The following is a 17,004-nucleotide window of genomic DNA, read 5'->3' as shown; positions in this document are numbered from 1 at the left end:
TGAACCGCCGTGTACGGAACCGTTCGCACGGTGGTGTGGGAGGAGGGACGCCGCAAGGCTCCCTCCTACCCGATTGCGGGCACTGCCTTCGCCGTGGGGCCATGCGGGCATGACCGAAGCTCTAGGTCGTAAAGCGGGCGTCAACGACCGGGGTTGCGAGGCCGCAAAGGATCGTCGGATCGAGCTGCAGGCCGCAGGATTGTATCATGCGGCGCGAAACTGCATTGTCGGCGTGCACGAACTCAACCACTTCATCTGCGCCCAGCGTTTCGAATGCGGCCATGATCGCCAGAGCGTTGACAAGGCGGCCGAGCCCTTTTCCGCGCTGATCTGCCGTTACCGTTATCAAGCCGACCCAGGCCATGCCCCGATACCTGCTGTGGGTGTTGAAGGGCATATTCGCGTGAGCCGTGGCGACGATATTGCCATCTCCGTCTGCGAGGGCGACCGTCACAGCCGGCACGATCTTGCCAAGGAGCATGTAAGCGGAGAACGGCGCGATACCGTTGTCCGTCATGCAGATCTGTATACGCCGAATCGTCTCGTCCTCGTGACGATCCGAAAGCCCGAGGCACGTTAGCCCATTGGGTAGGTCGGCAGCCCGGATCGGGGTGCAAGCGGCGACTGCCATCGTGCGGTCCGCCCTACAGACGTTCCACACGTCAATACGGTAGGACGATCCGAGCTTCTGACGGATGTCTTCGATGTGCGTCGTCGGCATCATGCGAAAGCCAAAGACGCCGTCCTTCGCGAGGCGTTCATCGACAAAAGCCCAGTCAATGAGGTTGAAATTGTCGACCGAGAAGAACCGACCTGCCTGCACGAGGCCAGGTGTGGCCGCAATCCTCGCCTGTGCCTCGTCGGACTGGCGCTGCAGTCGCTGCTGTTTTTCGGTGCCGTAGTAGTTCATTGCTCCCTCGCAACAGCTTTCCTACTTTGCAGGCAGTTCCACTATCCCCGAAATGAAATCTGCGATCGCCTGTGTATCATCAAGATTGAATACCGGCAGAAAGCCTTCGGCAATCGGGTGATCGGCCGCGATGGCGGCGATGAAGGGATCCGTCGACGCAAGAGGCTCCCGGCTGGCTGCTTCCAGCCGCCGGGCTTCGATCTTCGGGATCGGCTCGCGCTTGTAGCCTTCGATCAGCACGAGGTCGCAGGGTGCAATCCGGCCAAGGATTTCTTCGAATGTCGGCTCGGGGGCACCGCGCAATTCGTGCATGATGGCGTAGCGTGTACCTGAAACGATGGTGACTTCGTGTGCGCCGGCCTGTCGGTGGCGGTAGCTGTCGGCGCCGACCTTGTCGATATCGAAATCATGATGGGCGTGCTTGATCGTCGAAATGCTATAGCCGCGGCGGGTAAACTCCTCGACGAGGCGGACGGCCAGGCCGGTCTTGCCCGAGTTCTTCCAGCCTGCGATGCCAAAGACTTTCGGTTTTTCCATCAGACGAGCACCTTCAGCCAGCGTTCCGCCTCGGCGAGATCATCCGGCGTGTTGACATTGAAAAACGGATCGAGAAGGCTCGCCCGCGTCGGGCGCAGCGGAAAGGTAACTTCCGTAACGTCATGCCGTAAGAGGAAGTCTCGCACACGGCGTTTTTCGTCGGTAGCGATCCAGGCTTTCAGATCATCGGCAAGATCGACGGGCCACAAGCCGAACACCGGGTGGCTGCGGCCTTCCGAGGCGGCGATGGCAATCTTCTCGGGCGCATCGATAGCGGCGGCAAGCCAATCGACCAAGTCGCGGGGGAAGAATGGACTGTCGACCGATACCGTGACCACGTGCGTAACACCTCCGAGCGTCGCGCCATAGGCCATCGCGGCATGGATGCCAGCCATCGGTCCCGCTTTGCCGGGAACTATATCAGGAATGAACCGGTGGCGGCAATTTTCTGGCGTCGCGTCGGCGTTGACGGCAAGGGTACTCACCTGCGGTTCAAGTTGTTCGATGACGCGCTCTAGCAAGGTGCGGCCGCTGAGCCGCACGGAGGCTTTGTCGCGGCCCATCCGCGACGAGCGCCCCCCGGCCAGGACGACGCCTGGTATATTGGATCTATCCAGCGAAAAATCGTTCATGATTGCCTCAGACAGGTGTTCTCGGCTCGGACTCCTGGGCGACCGGCGGTACATGGCGTTTGGCCTCACGATAGAACGTATAGAGGCCGGAAGCGATGACGATGGCAGCGCCGGTGAGTGTCCAGAGATCGGGGAGTTCCGCAAAGAAGACGAAGCCCAGCAATGTCGAGAAGATCAGGCTTGTGTAGCGGAACGGCGCCACGAAGGAGATTTCGCCCGTTCGCATCGCCATGATGACGGACTGGTAGCCGATCAGGACGAGAATGGCGGCAAGCAGCAGATGCGAAAGTGAAGTCAGGCTGACTGGCTCCCATCCGCCAAGCAATGGCGTCAGCAACACGCCGACGATCGTGACGGAGACGGCGGTGACCACGGTGATCATCAGCGAAGGGATCTCGGAGCCGATGCCGCGTGTGGCGAGGTCGCGGCCGGCCGTGGTGAGGACGCTGCCGACGCAGAGAAGTGCTGCCGCCGTAAAGCCGTCCGGTCCCGGTCGAATTATGATCAGCACGCCAAGCAGTCCCACAAGAATGGCCGACCAGCGACGCCAGCCGACCGGTTCCGAGAAAAACAGCGCCGCACCGAAGGTCACGACCAGCGGCAGCGATTGCAGGATGGCGGACGCGTTCGCGATCGGCATCATGCCAAGTGCCGTAATGTAAGTGACCGCTGCCAGTATCTCGCAAATGACGCGGCCGATGACCATCGGCTTGAGCACAATGCGCCACGACCGCAATGCACCCATGTAGCGCGCGATGACATAGACAAAGATGCTGGTGAAGAGGCCGCGCAGGCACATGATCTGGCCTGCATTCATGTAGCTAATGACTGACTTGGAAAGTGCGTCGCTGCAGGAAAATCCGGCCATGGCCGAACTCATGTAGATGGCGCCCTGGGTATTGCGGGACCGCGGCATGTCGATATTCCGATTCTCGTACACGTCCTTTTAGAGGGTGCCAGGCGGGATGGGAATCGAACGAAAGACACAGTCGAGATAATTCGATTGCGCAGTGCACAATAATGCAGGCCATGCGTGCGCCGGCGCGGCAGGAAACGGGTGGCTGCCAGCCCCGATGTCTGAAATTTGGAATACCGCCAACAACAAGCGGAGGTTCCGACATGAGATATCTGGATGGCAAGGTTGCGATCATCACAGGCGCGAGCTCCGGCATCGGCCGGGCAGCGGCCAAGCTCTTCGCCGCGGAAGGCGCGCGGCTGGTCGTCGCGGCGCGACGCGAGGCCAAACTCGGGATGCTGGTGGAAGAGATCGGGGATGCGGGCGGCGAGGCGGTTGCGGTCGCCGGCGACGTGCGCGAGGAGGCCTTGAACAGGCGGCTGGTCGAGGTGGCGGTGGAGCGCTTCGGCGGGCTTGATGTCGCCTTCAACAATGCCGGCAGCACCGGCCAATCCGCACCGGTGGCCGAGCTCTCGCTCGACGGCTGGAATGAGATGCTTGCGGTTAATCTGACCAGCGCCTTTCTGGCGGCGAGGTACCAGGTACCGGCGATGATCGCGCGCGGCGGCGGATCGATCGTCTTCACGTCGACGTTCGTTGGACATACGGCAGGGATGCCCGGCATGGGTGCTTATGCGGCCAGTAAGGCAGGACTGACCGGTCTTGTGCAGGTGCTTGCGGCGGAGCTCGGTCCGAAGAACATCCGTGTCAACGCGCTGTTGCCCGGCGGAACCGATACGGCGATGAATCCGGCCAATTTCGAGAATCCTGATAAGGAGCTCGTCGCCTTCATCCATGGGCTGCATGCGCTCAAGCGCCTGGCGCAGCCCGAGGAGATCGCCAAGGCAGCCCTTTTCCTGGGATCGGATCTGGCGAGCTTCGTAACAGGAACATCCATGCTGGCGGATGGCGGGGTGTCGATCAACCGGACGTAAGCTGCCCGAATCCGGTGAGCGTCACCCGCCGGTGACGCTCATATGGCGGGCAACGGCAGGGCGGTTATGGGTGCGGTCGATGATGAAGTCGTGGCCCTTCGGCTTGCGCGAGATCGCCTCGTCGATCGCGGCATAGAGCAGCCCGTTGTCGTCAGTGGCGCGGACGGCCGCGCGCAGGTCGGCGGCGTCGTTCTGGCCAAGGCACATGTAGAGCGTGCCGGTGCAGGTCAGCCGCACGCGGTTGCAGCTCTCGCAGAAATTATGCGTCATCGGCGTGATGAAGCCGAGCCGACCGCCGGTCTCCTTGACTTCGACATAGCGGGCCGGGCCGCCGGTGCGGTAGCCGATCTCCGAGAAGGTGAACTGCCGTTCGAGATCGGCGCGCAGCTTCGACAGCGGCAGGTAGCGGTCGGTGCGGTCTTCCTCGATCTCGCCCATCGGCATGGTTTCGATGACGGTCAGATCCATGCCGCGGCCATGCGCGAAGCGGATCATCTCGGGCATTTCGACGTCGTTAAAATCCTTCAGCGCCACTGCATTGAGCTTGACCTTGAGGCCGGCTTTCTGGGCCGCCTCGATGCCCTCCATCACCTTGCGGAAGTCGCCCCAACGGGTGATCTGGCGGAACTTGTCCGGATCAAGCGTATCGAGCGAGACGTTGATTCGGCGCACGCCGCAATCGTAGAGCTCGTCGGCAAAGCGGGAGAGCTGCGAGCCGTTGGTGGTCAGTGTCAGCTCGTCGAGGCCGGCGCCGATCTCTTTGCCGAGTTCGCGAACCAGATACATGATGTTCTTGCGCACCAGCGGTTCGCCGCCGGTGAGCCTCAGCTTGCGCACACCCTTGGCGATGAAGGCGGAACAGAGCCGGTGCAGTTCCTCGAGCGTCAAGAGTTCCTGCTTCGGCAGGAAAGTCATGTGCTCGGCCATGCAGTAGGTGCAGCGGAAGTCGCAGCGGTCGGTGACGGAGACGCGCAAATAGGTCACGGCCCGCTTGAACGGGTCGATCATCGGTTTTGCCTCTGCGACCAGTGGCGATGCGCTGCCTGTCGTTCCGACGTTGCTGTTCACGAATGCCTCCGCAATGCTACTAATGTGCGTATAGGTTATTGCCGCGTCAAGGGAAACGCTTCTTGGGCACGGCAAATTGAACTTGCCTCGCCACGCTGCATTGCCTACTCGTGATTTTGAAGGGGAATGGGATCATGAGCGATATTTGGCCGACTGAACTCAGAGTTTCGAAAGACCGGCAGCACCTCGTTGTCACGTTCAACGACGGGCAGAGCTTCGATCTTTCCGCCGAGATGCTGCGTGTGCTTTCTCCATCCGCCGAGGTGCAGGGGCACGGGCCGGGACAGAGGGTGACGGTGCCTGGCAAGCGCAATGTCGCGATCATCTCTCTGACACCGACCGGCAACTATGCGGTGCGCATCGGTTTCGACGATATGCACGATACCGGCATCTTTACCTGGACCTATCTGCGCGAACTTGGCGAGCGTGGCCAAGAGCTGTTTGCTGCCTATGACGAAGAACTGCGCGAGAAGGGCATGAACCGCGACATCTCAGAAAAACCACGCTGAACGACAACTGCCGCAGGGGGAATGCATGGCGGGAATGACCAAACGAAACTGGCTGCGCGCGAAGGGCAGTCCAGGCGGGAGCAGGGTCACCTTTCTTGAACTGTTTTTCGATCTCGTCTTCGTTTTCTCGATTTCGCAGCTCTCGCATGCGCTTGCGGCGCATTATACCCCACTCGGCGCTGTTGAGGCTGGCCTGATGACCTTTGCGGTCTGGTGGGTCTGGATCTTCACGGCCTGGGTGACGAACTGGCTCGATCCCGACAAGATGCCCGTTCGGGGCATGCTCGTCGTGCTGATGCTGCTCGGCCTCGTTCTATCTGCCTCCATCCCCGAGGCCTTCGGCGACAAGGGGCTGCTCTTTGCGGGCGCCTACGTGCTGATGCAGGTCGGTCGCTCTCTCTTCACCACCTATGCCGTCAAGGAGGCGAGCGCTTCCAACTACCGCAATTTTCTCCGCATCAGCACCTGGTTGATCGTTTCCGGCATATTCTGGATCGCCGGTGGCTTCCTGGAACATGAAGCGCGGCTGATTGCGTGGCTGGGCGCTCTTGCGATCGAGTATGCGGGGCCGGCGAGCGGCTTTGCCGTACCGGGGCTTGGCAAGTCCACTGCTTCCGACTGGGATGTATCCGGGGCACATATGGCCGAGCGTTGCGCACTCTTCGTCATCATCTGCCTTGGCGAAGCGGTGCTGGTTTCGGGCCGAACATTCTCGGAAATGCCGTTTTCGCCCTTGACCGCGGTCGTCTTCGGGACCGGATTTGTTGGAACGGTGGCGATGTGGTGGCTCTATTTCCGCTTCGGCCACGAGCGGGCGGCGCACCGGATCGAACACGACGAAACGCCGGGAAGCCTGGCGCGGCAGGCCTTTACCTATGCCCATATCCCGATCCTGGCAGGCATCATCGTTCACGCCGTCGCAGTCGAATTCATGTTCTCGCATCCGCACGAGACCGGCAATCTCGGCGTCATGGCCTCGGTGCTTGGTGGCTCCGGGCTATTTCTCGCCGGCAACCTCTGGTTCAAGGGGGCGACCAGCGGGCGCTTGCCGCTCTCGCATCTGGCCGGCCTCGTCCTCCTGATCCTGCTCGCCTTCATTGCGCCGTTCATCGAGGTCTACATCGCCGGCATGCTCGCGACGGCTGTACTGATCGTTGTGGCCGCCTGGGAGTACAAGTCCCTAGCGGGGCATTCGGTTGGCCATACCGTGCACTAGGAAGTGTGGACTCTTGGGATTCCCAAATCTGAGCAAATCAGATTCAGGACTGTCTTTTGGAGGCAGTCATGGGTGTTTTGGACCGTTTGGTACTTCGTGACGACCAGTGGGAGCGGATGGCTCCGCATATCATCGGTGATGATCGCACGCGCGGTTCTTCGGGTCGCGACAATCGCATGTTCGTGGAAGCGGTGTTGTGGATCGTGCGAACCGGCTCGCCCTGGCGCGATCTGCCTGACGTGTTCGGCGATTGGAACAGCGTCTTTCGCCGCTTCAGCCGCTGGAGCCAAAAGGGCGTCTGGTGGCGGCTCTTCGACGCTATGTCAGACGATGGCGACTTTGAATATCTGATCGTCGATTCCACAATCATCCGGGCCCACCAACACGCCTCTGGCGCAAAAAAAAGGGGCTGAAGATCAGGCCCTTGGACGCTCGCGCGGCGGCCTGAGCACAAAAATCCATATGGCGGTGCGGGGCCTGGGATGCCCGGTGCGCTTTGTGCTCACTGCCGGCCAGAAGGGCGATGCGCCGCAAGCTGATGGCTTGATCGAAGACCTCCCTGCCAATGTCGGCCGATACCGCCTACGATAGTGATCGGCTACGCAAGGCTATCGCCGACAAAGGCGCACAAGCCGTCATCCCAAACAATCCTTCGCGTGCCCGGAAATATCCGCTCGACAAGCAACTCTATGCCCAGCGCCACCTGATCGAGTGCTGCTTTTCAAAACTCAAGCAATTCCGACGCATTGCCACCCGATACGAGAAAACAGCGCGAAACTCGATGATCGCTCTTGCCGCGACAATCCTATGGCTAAGGTAACTGTCCACACTTCCTAGGGTCAGTCTTCGTCGATAAGGTCGTGCTGCAGCACGCGGATAATCCGCTCCATCGAATCGGCCATCGCCATGCATTGCTCGATCGGTTCGGGTGACAGCACGCGTTCGATGAGGTCGATCTGAATGACCATGGCCTTCTCCGTGACTTCGCGGCCTTCCTGAGTGAGGAAGAGCCGCAGCACGCGCTTGTCCTTCGTGTCGCCACGCCGTTCGATCAGGCCGCGCTTTTCCATCTGCGGCAGCAGCATGCTCATGTTCGAGCGGCCGACCAGCAGTTTGCGGGCTAATTCCTGCTGCGAGATGCCTTCGAAGCGGTAGAGGTTGATCAGAATGTCGAGATGCGGGGTCTTGATATCGAGTTCGGATAGCGAGCGACCGAGTGACTGCTGCATGAGCTGGCAGGCGCGGGCGACGGCGATCCAGCTACGAAAACGCGGATGATCCCAAGGTAGGGATTGATTTTTGTTCATCGTTGTACTTTATTGTTCAGTGTTGAACATTGTTGGATTCCCACTATGACAAACTTTACGCTGAAGGTCACCCGCCTCGGATTTTCCCTGCTGCAGTCGGTCTCGCCGCGCATGGCTGGAAAGGCGGCGTTTCGACTGTTCTGCCTGACGCCGTCGCGCAGACCCAAGGGCGAGAAGGCGAAGGCGGCGCATGCAGCCGGTGCGGCAAAGCTTGCCAGCGCAGAGCGATTCGTGCTTCCCCTTGCCGGCGGCGGCGGCAGGGCGCATGCATATCGGCTGAATGGCGGTGCGCTGGGACGCCGGCCGCGTTACCTCGTGACGCACGGCTGGGGATCGAGCGGCGAATACATGGCCGATCTTGTCGAGGCGCTGGTGGCGACCGGCGCCGAGGTGATCGTCGTCGATTTTCCCGGACACGGACGCGCGCCAGGGCGGTCCCTCCATATGGGCATTGCGGTGAAGGCGATCGCTGCGGCTGAACGTCGGTTCGGTGCCTTCGACGCCACACTCGGCCATTCTTTCGGTGGCGCTGCGCTGATGGTGGCTGCGTCTGGCATGCTGCCCGGGATTGCCGCCGTGCTGCCGGAAAGGCTGGTGCTCATCGGCTCGCCGAGCGAGATGCACTGGCTCTTCAAGGATTTCGGTAAGATGATCGGGCTTGCGAAGCCCGCGCAGCAAGTGTTGGAGAACGAGGTGCGTTGTGTCGCCGGCCGGAGACTTGAGGAATTCGATGCGGGCAGGGCGGCCGGCGCGATCCGGCGTCCGGTGCTGGTCGTCCATGCGGAGGACGACAAGGAAGTGGGCGCCAACCATGCGCGCCGCTACGCGGCGGCGAGCAATGACGTCAGGCTCCACTGGGCGAATGGGTTCGGCCATCGCCGGATTGTCAGCGCGGCGCCCGTTCTGGAAGCGATCACAGATTTTCTTGCCAGCGCTATTTCCGGCAAAGATGCTGAGATCATTCCACTTTTCGACCTTTCCGCACGGCGCGCGTCATTGTAGCGTCACGTTGGGCAGCTAAAGGCTGCGACAACAACGCGGCAGGTCGATCATGAAAATCATCGAAACGGTGGAAGAACTCGCGGCCATCTATGCTGGCGGGCTGACGCAGGCGTCGGTGGCCAAGGTGACGGACTACCTGACGCCGCTATACCAAGAGATGATCGAGGCCTCGCCTTTTGTGGCGCTTGCGACGGTGGGACCCGAGGGGCTCGACTGTTCGCCGCGGGGCGATATCGGCGGCGTCGTGCGCATCATTGACGACAGAACGCTGCATCTGCCTGACTGGCGCGGCAACAACCGCGTCGATTCGCTCTCTAACATCGTACGCGACCCGCGCCTGGCGCTGATGTTTCTTATTCCCGGCTCGAATACCACGATGCGCGTCAACGGGCGCGGCGTTGTGACGAACGACGAAGCGGTCCTGTCCAGCTTTGTGATGGACGGCAAGTACCCGCGGACGGTGATCGTCATCACAATCGACGAGGTCTATTTCCAGTGTGCCCGCGCGCTGATCCGTTCCGAGCTTTGGAATCCGGAAACCTTCGTTGATCCAAAGAGCTTGCCGACGCCGGGGCTGATGCTGAAGGCGGCGGCCGGGGATTTCGACTACGAGACCTATGATCGCGAATGGCCGGAGCGTGCGGCCAAGACGATGTGGTAACTTCAGTAGCTCTTCCAATGGGCTCGCATGCAGGCCATCGATAGCTGTGCTTGCGATAGCGAGGAGTGATCGCGACAAACGCAGATCATCGACTGTGACCGGGAAGGCCAGGGCAGTGTCGCCCAAGACCTATCCCTTGTAGATCAGCCAGCTCTTCGTGAAGTCTTTCTGCATACCGTCTTCAAAGAGGACGCTGCAGTTGCGGCCCGAATTCTTGGCGCCATAAAGCGCAACATCGGCCTTATGGTAAAGCTCGCCGGCGTCCTCCGCGTAGGATGCCATACAGACGCCGACCGACACGGTAACAGGTCCGTAATTGATCCTCGTGCGCGAGTTCGTGAAGGGGGTTGTTTCCAGCGTACGGCGGATGCGCTCGGCCGTGCCCATCACTTCCTCGGCAGTATTGCCTTCGATGATCAGGGCGAATTCCTCGCCGCCGGTGCGGGCGACGAAAACGTCGCGGCGCACGTTGGCGCGGATGACCGAGGCAACGGTCGCAAGGATCTTGTCACCGACCGGATGACCATAGGTGTCGTTGATCTTCTTGAAGTTGTCGATGTCAGCGAGTACGAGCGCGGTCACTGGGCGCATGGTCGGATTGTTGAAGACGGCCGACAGGCGGTCGTCGAAGGCGCGACGGTTCGACAGGCGCGTCAACGAGTCGGTGTTGGCGATGCGCTTGTACTCGTCGAGTTCCTTGCGGACCTGATCCATTTCCTGTGAACGCTGGACGACGTTTTCGACCGTGCGTTCGCCGTGCGCCATTGTGTCGCCAGTTGCCTCGGTCAGCAGGGTGAGCGCGTTCTCGATAAGCTCTACGCTTGTGTGGTTCTTCGAACTGATCCGCTTGTAGGTTTCGCCAAGCAGCTTGTTGTAGCTTTCCAGCGATATCTGCTCCTGGCGGAGGACGCGCAGCAGCGTCTCGAGCTCGGCGGCGATGCGGCCATGGGCGTCATCAAACACGCGGGCGGGGCTGTGCGCAAAATATTGCGCGCCGAGGGCGTCCAATTCCTCTTGCGTCGCCTGGCTGCCGAGGGCTGCCAGGTCCCGCGTCAGCGCCGGGTTAGAGCCGATGTAGGCTTCGTAGAAGAGCTCGTAGTTGCGCGGGATCGGCGCAACGCCCATGGAGCGCATGGCGAACGTGATCTGACCTGCCACGTCAGGAACCTGCGCCCTCGTTGGCGCTGCGGCCGTCGTCATGCGACTACTCCTCAATTGAATGTCAAATGCAGTGTTTAATTTGTTAGCTTACAAATATTGGGAAATGATTAAGGGGGGATATACCAATGATTACATGTGAGATTTGGCCGATCTTCTCCATATTTGCTTATCGCATTGATTTTATCTGAGAATTTTTGTCGATTTAACGATCGTTGCGTCTTATGCGCGAATAACGCGAAATAAAGAATCCCACAAGCCGTTTTGGTTGCTTTTGATCGTCTCCAAATTGTTGACAGTCGGTGTCGATTGGAAGCTCTGTTGTGCGTCGCTGAGAAGGCGCACGTTCCTTCCCAGCGAACCGCGGGGCTCCACTGGAAGGCCAGAGAAGATGGAAACGTCTCGTCACACTTCACCCATCGTACTCGCCGCCGCCGTTATCGCCGGATCTGTCGCGCTGATCCAGCAGAACGGCTTCTTCGATGGGGTCTTCCGCAGCGACATCCTCGCTAGTGTGAAGGCAGAGGAGGTATTCAGCACTGCGGGCTCCGAGAGCCAAAACGATAGCGCCGCGCTCGACCATGGGGCAACCGCGGCGATCCATTGAGGTCGGTCAGCCGAGGTTGAATTCCTGGAAGAAGTCATTGCCCTTATCATCGGTGACGATAAAAGCCGGGAAGTCTTCGACCTCGATCTTCCAGACGGCTTCCATCCCGAGTTCCGGATATTCCAACACCTCGACTTTCTTGATGCAATCCTGCGCCAGCCGCGCAGCCGGTCCGCCGATGGAGCCGAGGTAGAAGCCGCCGTGCTTCTTGCAGGCTTCGCGCACGGCGCGCGAGCGGTTGCCCTTGGCAAGCATCACCATCGATCCGCCGAAAGACTGGAATTGGTCGACATAGGAATCCATGCGGCCGGCTGTGGTCGGACCGAAGGAGCCGGAGGCATATCCTACCGGGGTCTTGGCCGGGCCGGCGTAATAGACCGGGTGGTTCTTCATGTAATCAGGCATGCCTTCGCCTTTTTCCAGCCGTTCGCGGATCCTGGCGTGGGCAAGGTCGCGCGCGACGATAATCGTTCCCGTCAGGGACAGCCGTGTCTTGACCGGGTGCTTCGTCAGTTCGGCAAGGATCGCGGTCATCGGCTGGTTGAGATCGATACGGACCATCGAGTCCGATAGCTTCGACTCGTCGATTTCAGGCATGTACTTCGACGGATCCGTCTCCAGTTGCTCGACGAAGATGCCGTCGCGGGTGATCTTGCCCTTCGCCTGACGGTCGGCGGAGCAGGAGACGCCGAGACCGATCGGCAGCGAAGCGCCGTGGCGGGGCAGGCGGACGACACGCACGTCATGACAGAAGTACTTGCCCCCGAACTGGGCGCCGACGCCCATCTGTTGCGTCAGCTTGTGGATTTCCCTCTCCATCTCGATATCGCGGAAGGCATGGCCGCTGTCGGAGCCTTCGGTCGGCAGATCATCGAGATAGCGCGTCGAGGCGAGCTTGACGGTTTTCAGGTTCATTTCGGCCGACGTGCCGCCGATGACGATCGCCAGATGGTAAGGGGGGCAGGCTGCCGTACCTAAGGTGAGGATCTTCTCCTTGAGGAAGTCGATCATCCGGTCGTGCGTCAAGAGCGACGGGGTGCCCTGATAGAGGAAGGTCTTGTTGGCCGATCCGCCACCCTTGGCGACGAATAGAAAGTCGTAGGAATCCGTGCCTTCCTCATAGATGTCGATCTGCGCCGGGAGATTGTTCTTGGTGTTCCTTTCCTCGAACATCTTGATGGGCGCCAGCTGCGAATAGCGCAGGTTCTTCTTCTCGTAGGCGTCCATGACGCCCTTGGCGAGAGCCGAGTAATCCTCTCCTTCGGTCCACACCCTGCGGCCCTTCTTGGCCATGATGATCGCCGTGCCGGTATCCTGACACATCGGCAGGATGCCGCCTGCGGCGATGTTGGCGTTCTTCAAGAGATCGTAGGCAACGAAACGGTCGTTGTCGGTTGCTTCCGGGTCCTCAAGGATCGAGGCGAGCTGCTTCAGGTGGCCGGGCCGCAGCAGATGGTTGATGTCGGCGAAGGCCGTTTCGGCGAGCAGGCGAATGCCTTCTGGCTCGACGGTCAGGATATCCTGTCCCTTGAAGCTGTCGACGGAGACGTAGTCGCTGCTGATCTTGCGGTATTGGGTGGAGTCTTTGCTGAGGGGGAAAAGATCGTCAGCCATCGAAGGACCTTTCATGCGGACCGAAATCGCAGATGGTCTATTCGGGCGCCTTCGCAATTGCAATAATTCTAAAACTTGTCTGTTTTAGTCATGAAAATCCATGAAGACATCGCCGCGAGGGCGGCGCTGTCTGCTATTTTGATGGGGCTCGGCGGCGGATTTACTTCGGGCCGATCATCGTTTCGGGACGGACGATCGTGTCATATTCCTCAACAGTGACGAGGCCGCTCGCCAATGCTTCTTCCTTCAGTGTCGTGCCGTTCTTGTGTGCCGTCTTGGCGATCTTGGCGGCATTGTCATAGCCGATCTTCGGGGCGAGCGCCGTGACCAGCATCAGCGACCGCTCGAGCCCAGCCTTGATGTTGTCCTCACGTGCCTCGATGCCGACGACGCAATTGTCGGTGAAGGAGACGGCGGCGTCGCCGAGCAGCTGTACCGACTGGAGAAAATTGTAGGCCATCATCGGATTGTAGACGTTGAGTTCGAAGTGGCCCTGGCTGTCGGCAAAGGTCAGCGCCGCGTTGTTGCCGAAGATATGAATGCAGACCTGGGTCAGCGCTTCGCACTGGGTCGGATTGACCTTGCCGGGCATGATGGAAGAGCCGGGCTCGTTTTCCGGAAGGGCCAACTCGCCGAGGCCGGCGCGCGGGCCAGAGCCTAACAAGCGGATGTCGTTGGCGATCTTGAAGAGCGCGGCGGCGGCGGCATTGATGGCGCCATGGCTGAACACCATGGAGTCATGAGCGGCGAGCGCCTCGAACTTGTTCGGGGCGGTGACGAAAGGCAGGCCGGTGATCTCGGCGATCTTGTCTGCGACCTTTTCGGCAAAACCGATCGGCGCGTTGAGGCCAGTGCCGACCGCGGTGCCGCCCTGGGCCAGTTCACAAAGACCGGGGAGCGTCAATTCAATGCGCTTGATCGCGGAGCCGACCTGCGCCGCATAGCCGGAAAATTCCTGGCCAAGCGTCAATGGCGTTGCGTCCTGCGTATGCGTGCGGCCGATCTTGATGATGTGGCTGAACTCGGTGACCTTCATGTCGAGCGCGGCGTGCAGGTGCTTCAGGCTCGGAAGCAGGTGCCGCACGATCTGCTCTGCGCAGGCGATATGCATCGCCGTCGGATAAGTGTCGTTCGACGACTGGCTCATGTTGACGTGATCGTTCGGATGCACCGGCTTTTTGGAGCCCATAACGCCGCCCATCAACTCGATGGCGCGGTTGGAGATCACCTCGTTGGCGTTCATGTTCGACTGCGTGCCGGAGCCCGTCTGCCAGACGACCAGAGGGAAGTGGTTGTCGAGCTTACCCTCGATGACTTCCTGTGCGGCACCAACGATGGCGTTCCCGATCTCCGGATTGAGCTGGCCAAGCGCCATGTTCGCGCGGGCCGCTGCCTGCTTGACGATGCCGAGGGCGCGGACGATCGAAAGCGGCTGCTTTTCCCAGCCGATCTTGAAATTGCCGAGCGAGCGTTGCGCCTGTGCACCCCAATATCGGTCATTTTGCACTTCGATCGGGCCGAACGTATCTGTTTCGGTGCGGGTGGAAGTCATGGCCATGCCTTTCTGTCGCGGTGCCTCTCAAAGATGTGGTCTTATAGGTCCGAAACGGGCCGAAGAAAACCGTCCAGGAATGCAAATATGAGTAGAATATTCATGTTAGTTTCTGGGATCCGTGATCTTTTAGACACGGCTGAATTTTTATCTTTCAACGGCTTTTTGGCCACTGTGTCTGAAGGCGAAAATAAAGTAAAAAATTAACCAATAATTTCATAATTTTGTGTGAACTGCGGATCAACGGAAGGGTTTGTCGCGTTACTGTAGGTTGAGTTGGCTGAGGCTGGCGGCGGCGCCTGCTTTCTGCCATGTGACGCTCGCGCCGGATGAAACGAGTTCTGAGGCGGGTCTCGCCCGCGATTTTAAGACAGCATGACACTGGGACTGGATAAAAGCATGACATTCCTTTTGAAAGGTGCGGCTTCCGCACTCGCGCTTTCCTGCGGTATGGCTGCGATGGGTGTCGCGCCCGCGCATGCCTACACGTTGATGGATATGATCCGCGGGGATCGCGCTCGGACCCAGAGCACGATTGTCAATCCGAGGCCGTCCATTCCTTCGTTCCTTCAGTCGGCGCCGGATGCACCTCTGCCGAAGGTATCGAGCCCGCGCTACTATACCTACCAGCCCGATGCGATGCGCCTCGTCGATACCGGCAAATTCACGGATCCTGTTGTCACCGGAGCAGTCGCCGACGCGTCGGCTGCGACCGAGACCATGCCATCGGTCCAACGCCGCTTCCTCATCGAGGCAAAGGTGCGCGCCCCTGTCGAAGTTGCCAAGGCCCTTGAGGTCTATTACGGCGACGTGAAGAACCCGCTGGTTTGGCTCACCGGAACAGATGTCAACAATCGCGCCAAGGCGGCGATGGCCGTATTGGCGGATGCGGCGTCGGTTGGCCTTGACCCGGCTGACTATGCCGTGCAGGTGCCGACTGAGGATCCGGCCAATCCGGATCCAGCAATCCGCGACCGCGCCCTGACGCAGTTCGAGCTGGAGCTTTCTGCCAAGGTGCTCGCGTATGTGCAGGACACCATTCGCGGCCGCGTCGACCCGAACAAGCTGTCCGGCTATCATGATTTCAAGCGCAAGGATGTGAACCTTGCCCCCGTTCTCAAGCTCGCCCGAATGAGCCCGGATACCGCTGCTTATCTCAGAAGCCGCACGCCGGATGGTTCGCAGTTTGTCGCGCTCGAAAGTGAATTGACGAAGCTGAGGGCCGAAGGCGCAGGTGACGACCGCATCGATATCGCCCTGAATGGGTTGCTTCGTCCCGGCGACAACTCTTCCGAAATCCCGAACATCGTCAAGGCCATCGACAAGCACGGTTCGGCTGCGCTGAAGGCCGAGCATGCGGCAACGCTTGGCGCATATGCGGGTAGCACCGAGTATTCGCCGGAGATCGTTGCGCTCGTCGAAGGTTTCCAAAAGGAACATGGACTGAAGCCGGACGGCGTCGTCGGCCAAGCGACGGTTCGCATCATGATCGGCGGCGACAGCAATGCTTCGAAGGTTGAGAAGTTGATCGTCGCCATGGAGCAGGCGCGCTGGTTGCCAGCCGATCTCGGCTCGCGTTACGTCTTCATCAACCAGCCTGCCTATATGGTTTACTACCACAACGACAACAAGGAACAGTTGTCGATGCGTGTCGTCGTTGGTCAGCCGTCGCACCAGACCTTTTTCTTCCAGGATCAGATCGAGACAGTCGAGTTTAACCCGTTCTGGGGCGTGCCGCAGTCGATCATCATCAACGAGATGCTGCCGCGGCTGCGCTCCGATCCGAGTTATCTGGACCGGATGGGTTATGAAGTAACCGTTGGCGGTCGCGCCGTGGCGTCGTCCGGCGTCGACTGGTACGGGTCGACGACCAACGTCTCCGTACGCCAGCCGCCGAGCGACGACAATGCGCTTGGCGAACTCAAGATCCTGTTCCCGAACGCCCATGCCATCTACATGCATGACACGCCCTCGAAAAGCTTCTTCAAGCGCGACATGCGGGCGCTCAGCCACGGTTGCGTGCGCCTTGCGGAGCCGCGTGCAATGGCAGCGGCCGTGCTGAATACGTCGGTCGAACAGATCGGCAAGGAGATCGCGACGGGCAAGAACCACGCAATCCAAGTTCCGCAGAAGATACCGGTCTACGTGGCTTACTTCACGGCCTGGCCGAACAAGGATGGTGTCGTGCAATATTTCGACGACGTGTACGGCCGTGACGTCTATGTGCAGAAAGCATTCGATGCCACGACGAAGGCACGTGGCGCGCAGATCTGACCGCGCCGAGAGGGCGATATGAAAAAGGCGGCCGTTGAGCCGCCTTTTTTCGTTGTGCGCGAGGCAT

The 17,004-nt window shown here is 60.1% G+C and carries 16 protein-coding genes and 1 pseudogene; 8 read left to right on the top strand and 9 right to left on the bottom strand.

The features are described 5' to 3' along the window. Positions 1 to 121: 121 nt before the first annotated feature. From PMI09_RS27025 to PMI09_RS27010, 4 genes are read right to left on the bottom strand one after another with little or no spacing between them, the layout of a single operon-like run. Positions 122 to 910: a GNAT family N-acetyltransferase gene (locus PMI09_RS27025; protein WP_007801850.1), complete on the bottom strand. Its 789-nt coding sequence runs from the start codon at positions 908 to 910 to the stop codon at positions 122 to 124. Positions 911 to 931: 21 nt separating this feature from the next. After that, a complete protein-coding gene (gene mobB / locus PMI09_RS27020) occupies positions 932 to 1,447 on the bottom strand; it encodes a molybdopterin-guanine dinucleotide biosynthesis protein B (RefSeq protein ID WP_007801848.1) in 516 nt (171 codons plus the stop codon). Beyond that, positions 1,447 to 2,079, bottom strand: coding sequence for a molybdenum cofactor guanylyltransferase MobA (gene mobA / locus PMI09_RS27015; protein WP_007801846.1), 633 nt, complete (start codon positions 2,077 to 2,079; stop codon positions 1,447 to 1,449). Before mobA ends, mobB begins: the two co-directional genes overlap by 1 nt. A gap of 7 nt (positions 2,080 to 2,086) precedes the next feature. Continuing rightward, positions 2,087 to 2,995, bottom strand: coding sequence for a DMT family transporter (locus PMI09_RS27010; protein ID WP_007801844.1), 909 nt, complete (start codon positions 2,993 to 2,995; stop codon positions 2,087 to 2,089). A 203-nt stretch (positions 2,996 to 3,198) separates the two neighbouring features. Here PMI09_RS27010 and PMI09_RS27005 point away from each other — a divergent pair, with 203 nt between their 5' ends. After that, complete coding sequence (locus PMI09_RS27005) at positions 3,199 to 3,969, top strand: SDR family oxidoreductase (protein ID WP_007801842.1); 771 nt, start codon at positions 3,199 to 3,201, stop codon at positions 3,967 to 3,969. 21 nt (positions 3,970 to 3,990) lie between these two features. Here the strand turns inward: PMI09_RS27005 and moaA are convergent, their stop codons facing one another. Further along, the gene (gene moaA / locus PMI09_RS27000) at positions 3,991 to 5,037 is read right to left on the bottom strand and encodes a GTP 3',8-cyclase MoaA (protein ID WP_007801839.1); all 1,047 of its coding nucleotides are present in this window, start codon (positions 5,035 to 5,037) and stop codon (positions 3,991 to 3,993) included. Positions 5,038 to 5,171: 134 nt separating this feature from the next. Between moaA and PMI09_RS26995 the strand changes: the two genes are divergently transcribed. The 3 genes and pseudogenes from PMI09_RS26995 (at position 5,172) to PMI09_RS30750 (ending at position 7,582) form a co-directional block, all read left to right on the top strand. Next, positions 5,172 to 5,546, top strand: coding sequence for a gamma-butyrobetaine hydroxylase-like domain-containing protein (locus tag PMI09_RS26995; RefSeq protein WP_007801838.1), 375 nt, complete (start codon positions 5,172 to 5,174; stop codon positions 5,544 to 5,546). A gap of 25 nt (positions 5,547 to 5,571) precedes the next feature. Further along, complete coding sequence (locus tag PMI09_RS26990; RefSeq protein ID WP_007801836.1) at positions 5,572 to 6,762, top strand: low temperature requirement protein A; 1,191 nt, start codon at positions 5,572 to 5,574, stop codon at positions 6,760 to 6,762. Between the two features lie 68 nt (positions 6,763 to 6,830). After that, a pseudogene (locus PMI09_RS30750) lies at positions 6,831 to 7,582 on the top strand (IS5 family transposase). Between the two features lie 19 nt (positions 7,583 to 7,601). Here the strand turns inward: PMI09_RS30750 and PMI09_RS26975 are convergent. Continuing rightward, positions 7,602 to 8,069 carry a MarR family winged helix-turn-helix transcriptional regulator gene (locus PMI09_RS26975; RefSeq protein WP_007801830.1) on the bottom strand — a complete coding sequence of 156 codons (468 nt, stop codon included), beginning with the start codon at positions 8,067 to 8,069 and terminating at the stop codon, positions 7,602 to 7,604. A 45-nt stretch (positions 8,070 to 8,114) separates the two neighbouring features. On the opposite strand from PMI09_RS26975, the gene PMI09_RS26970 reads away from it, so the two are divergent. Both PMI09_RS26970 and PMI09_RS26965 read left to right on the top strand, forming a co-directional pair. Then, positions 8,115 to 9,071 carry an alpha/beta hydrolase gene (locus PMI09_RS26970; RefSeq protein ID WP_007801828.1) on the top strand — a complete coding sequence of 319 codons (957 nt, stop codon included), beginning with the start codon at positions 8,115 to 8,117 and terminating at the stop codon, positions 9,069 to 9,071. A gap of 49 nt (positions 9,072 to 9,120) precedes the next feature. Beyond that, positions 9,121 to 9,732 (top strand): pyridoxamine 5'-phosphate oxidase family protein, encoded by a 612-nt coding sequence (locus tag PMI09_RS26965; RefSeq protein ID WP_007801826.1) that lies wholly within the window; start codon positions 9,121 to 9,123, stop codon positions 9,730 to 9,732. Positions 9,733 to 9,861: 129 nt separating this feature from the next. Here the strand turns inward: PMI09_RS26965 and PMI09_RS26960 are convergent, their stop codons facing one another. After that, on the bottom strand, positions 9,862 to 10,932 hold the full coding sequence (locus PMI09_RS26960; protein ID WP_007801825.1) for a GGDEF domain-containing protein: 1,071 nt from the start codon (positions 10,930 to 10,932) through the stop codon (positions 9,862 to 9,864). Positions 10,933 to 11,281: 349 nt separating this feature from the next. Between PMI09_RS26960 and PMI09_RS26955 the strand changes: the two genes are divergently transcribed. Next, on the top strand, positions 11,282 to 11,497 hold the full coding sequence (locus tag PMI09_RS26955; protein WP_007801822.1) for a hypothetical protein: 216 nt from the start codon (positions 11,282 to 11,284) through the stop codon (positions 11,495 to 11,497). A gap of 6 nt (positions 11,498 to 11,503) precedes the next feature. Here PMI09_RS26955 and PMI09_RS26950 read toward each other — a convergent pair whose 3' ends face one another. Together PMI09_RS26950 and fumC are read right to left on the bottom strand one after the other, a co-directional pair. Beyond that, positions 11,504 to 13,111 (bottom strand): fumarate hydratase, encoded by a 1,608-nt coding sequence (locus PMI09_RS26950; protein WP_007801820.1) that lies wholly within the window; start codon positions 13,109 to 13,111, stop codon positions 11,504 to 11,506. 160 nt (positions 13,112 to 13,271) lie between these two features. Beyond that, the gene (gene fumC / locus PMI09_RS26945; protein WP_007801819.1) at positions 13,272 to 14,663 is read right to left on the bottom strand and encodes a class II fumarate hydratase; all 1,392 of its coding nucleotides are present in this window, start codon (positions 14,661 to 14,663) and stop codon (positions 13,272 to 13,274) included. Positions 14,664 to 15,062: 399 nt separating this feature from the next. Here fumC and PMI09_RS26940 point away from each other — a divergent pair, with 399 nt between their 5' ends. Then, positions 15,063 to 16,937, top strand: coding sequence for a L,D-transpeptidase family protein (locus tag PMI09_RS26940; protein WP_007801817.1), 1,875 nt, complete (start codon positions 15,063 to 15,065; stop codon positions 16,935 to 16,937). Positions 16,938 to 17,004: the final 67 nt, after the last annotated feature.

The organism is Rhizobium sp. CF122, assembly GCF_000282035.1.
Lineage (GTDB): Bacteria > Pseudomonadota > Alphaproteobacteria > Rhizobiales > Rhizobiaceae > Rhizobium.
Note: the sequence above shows the minus strand (reverse complement) of the source record. Positions and strands in the feature narration are given on the sequence as shown.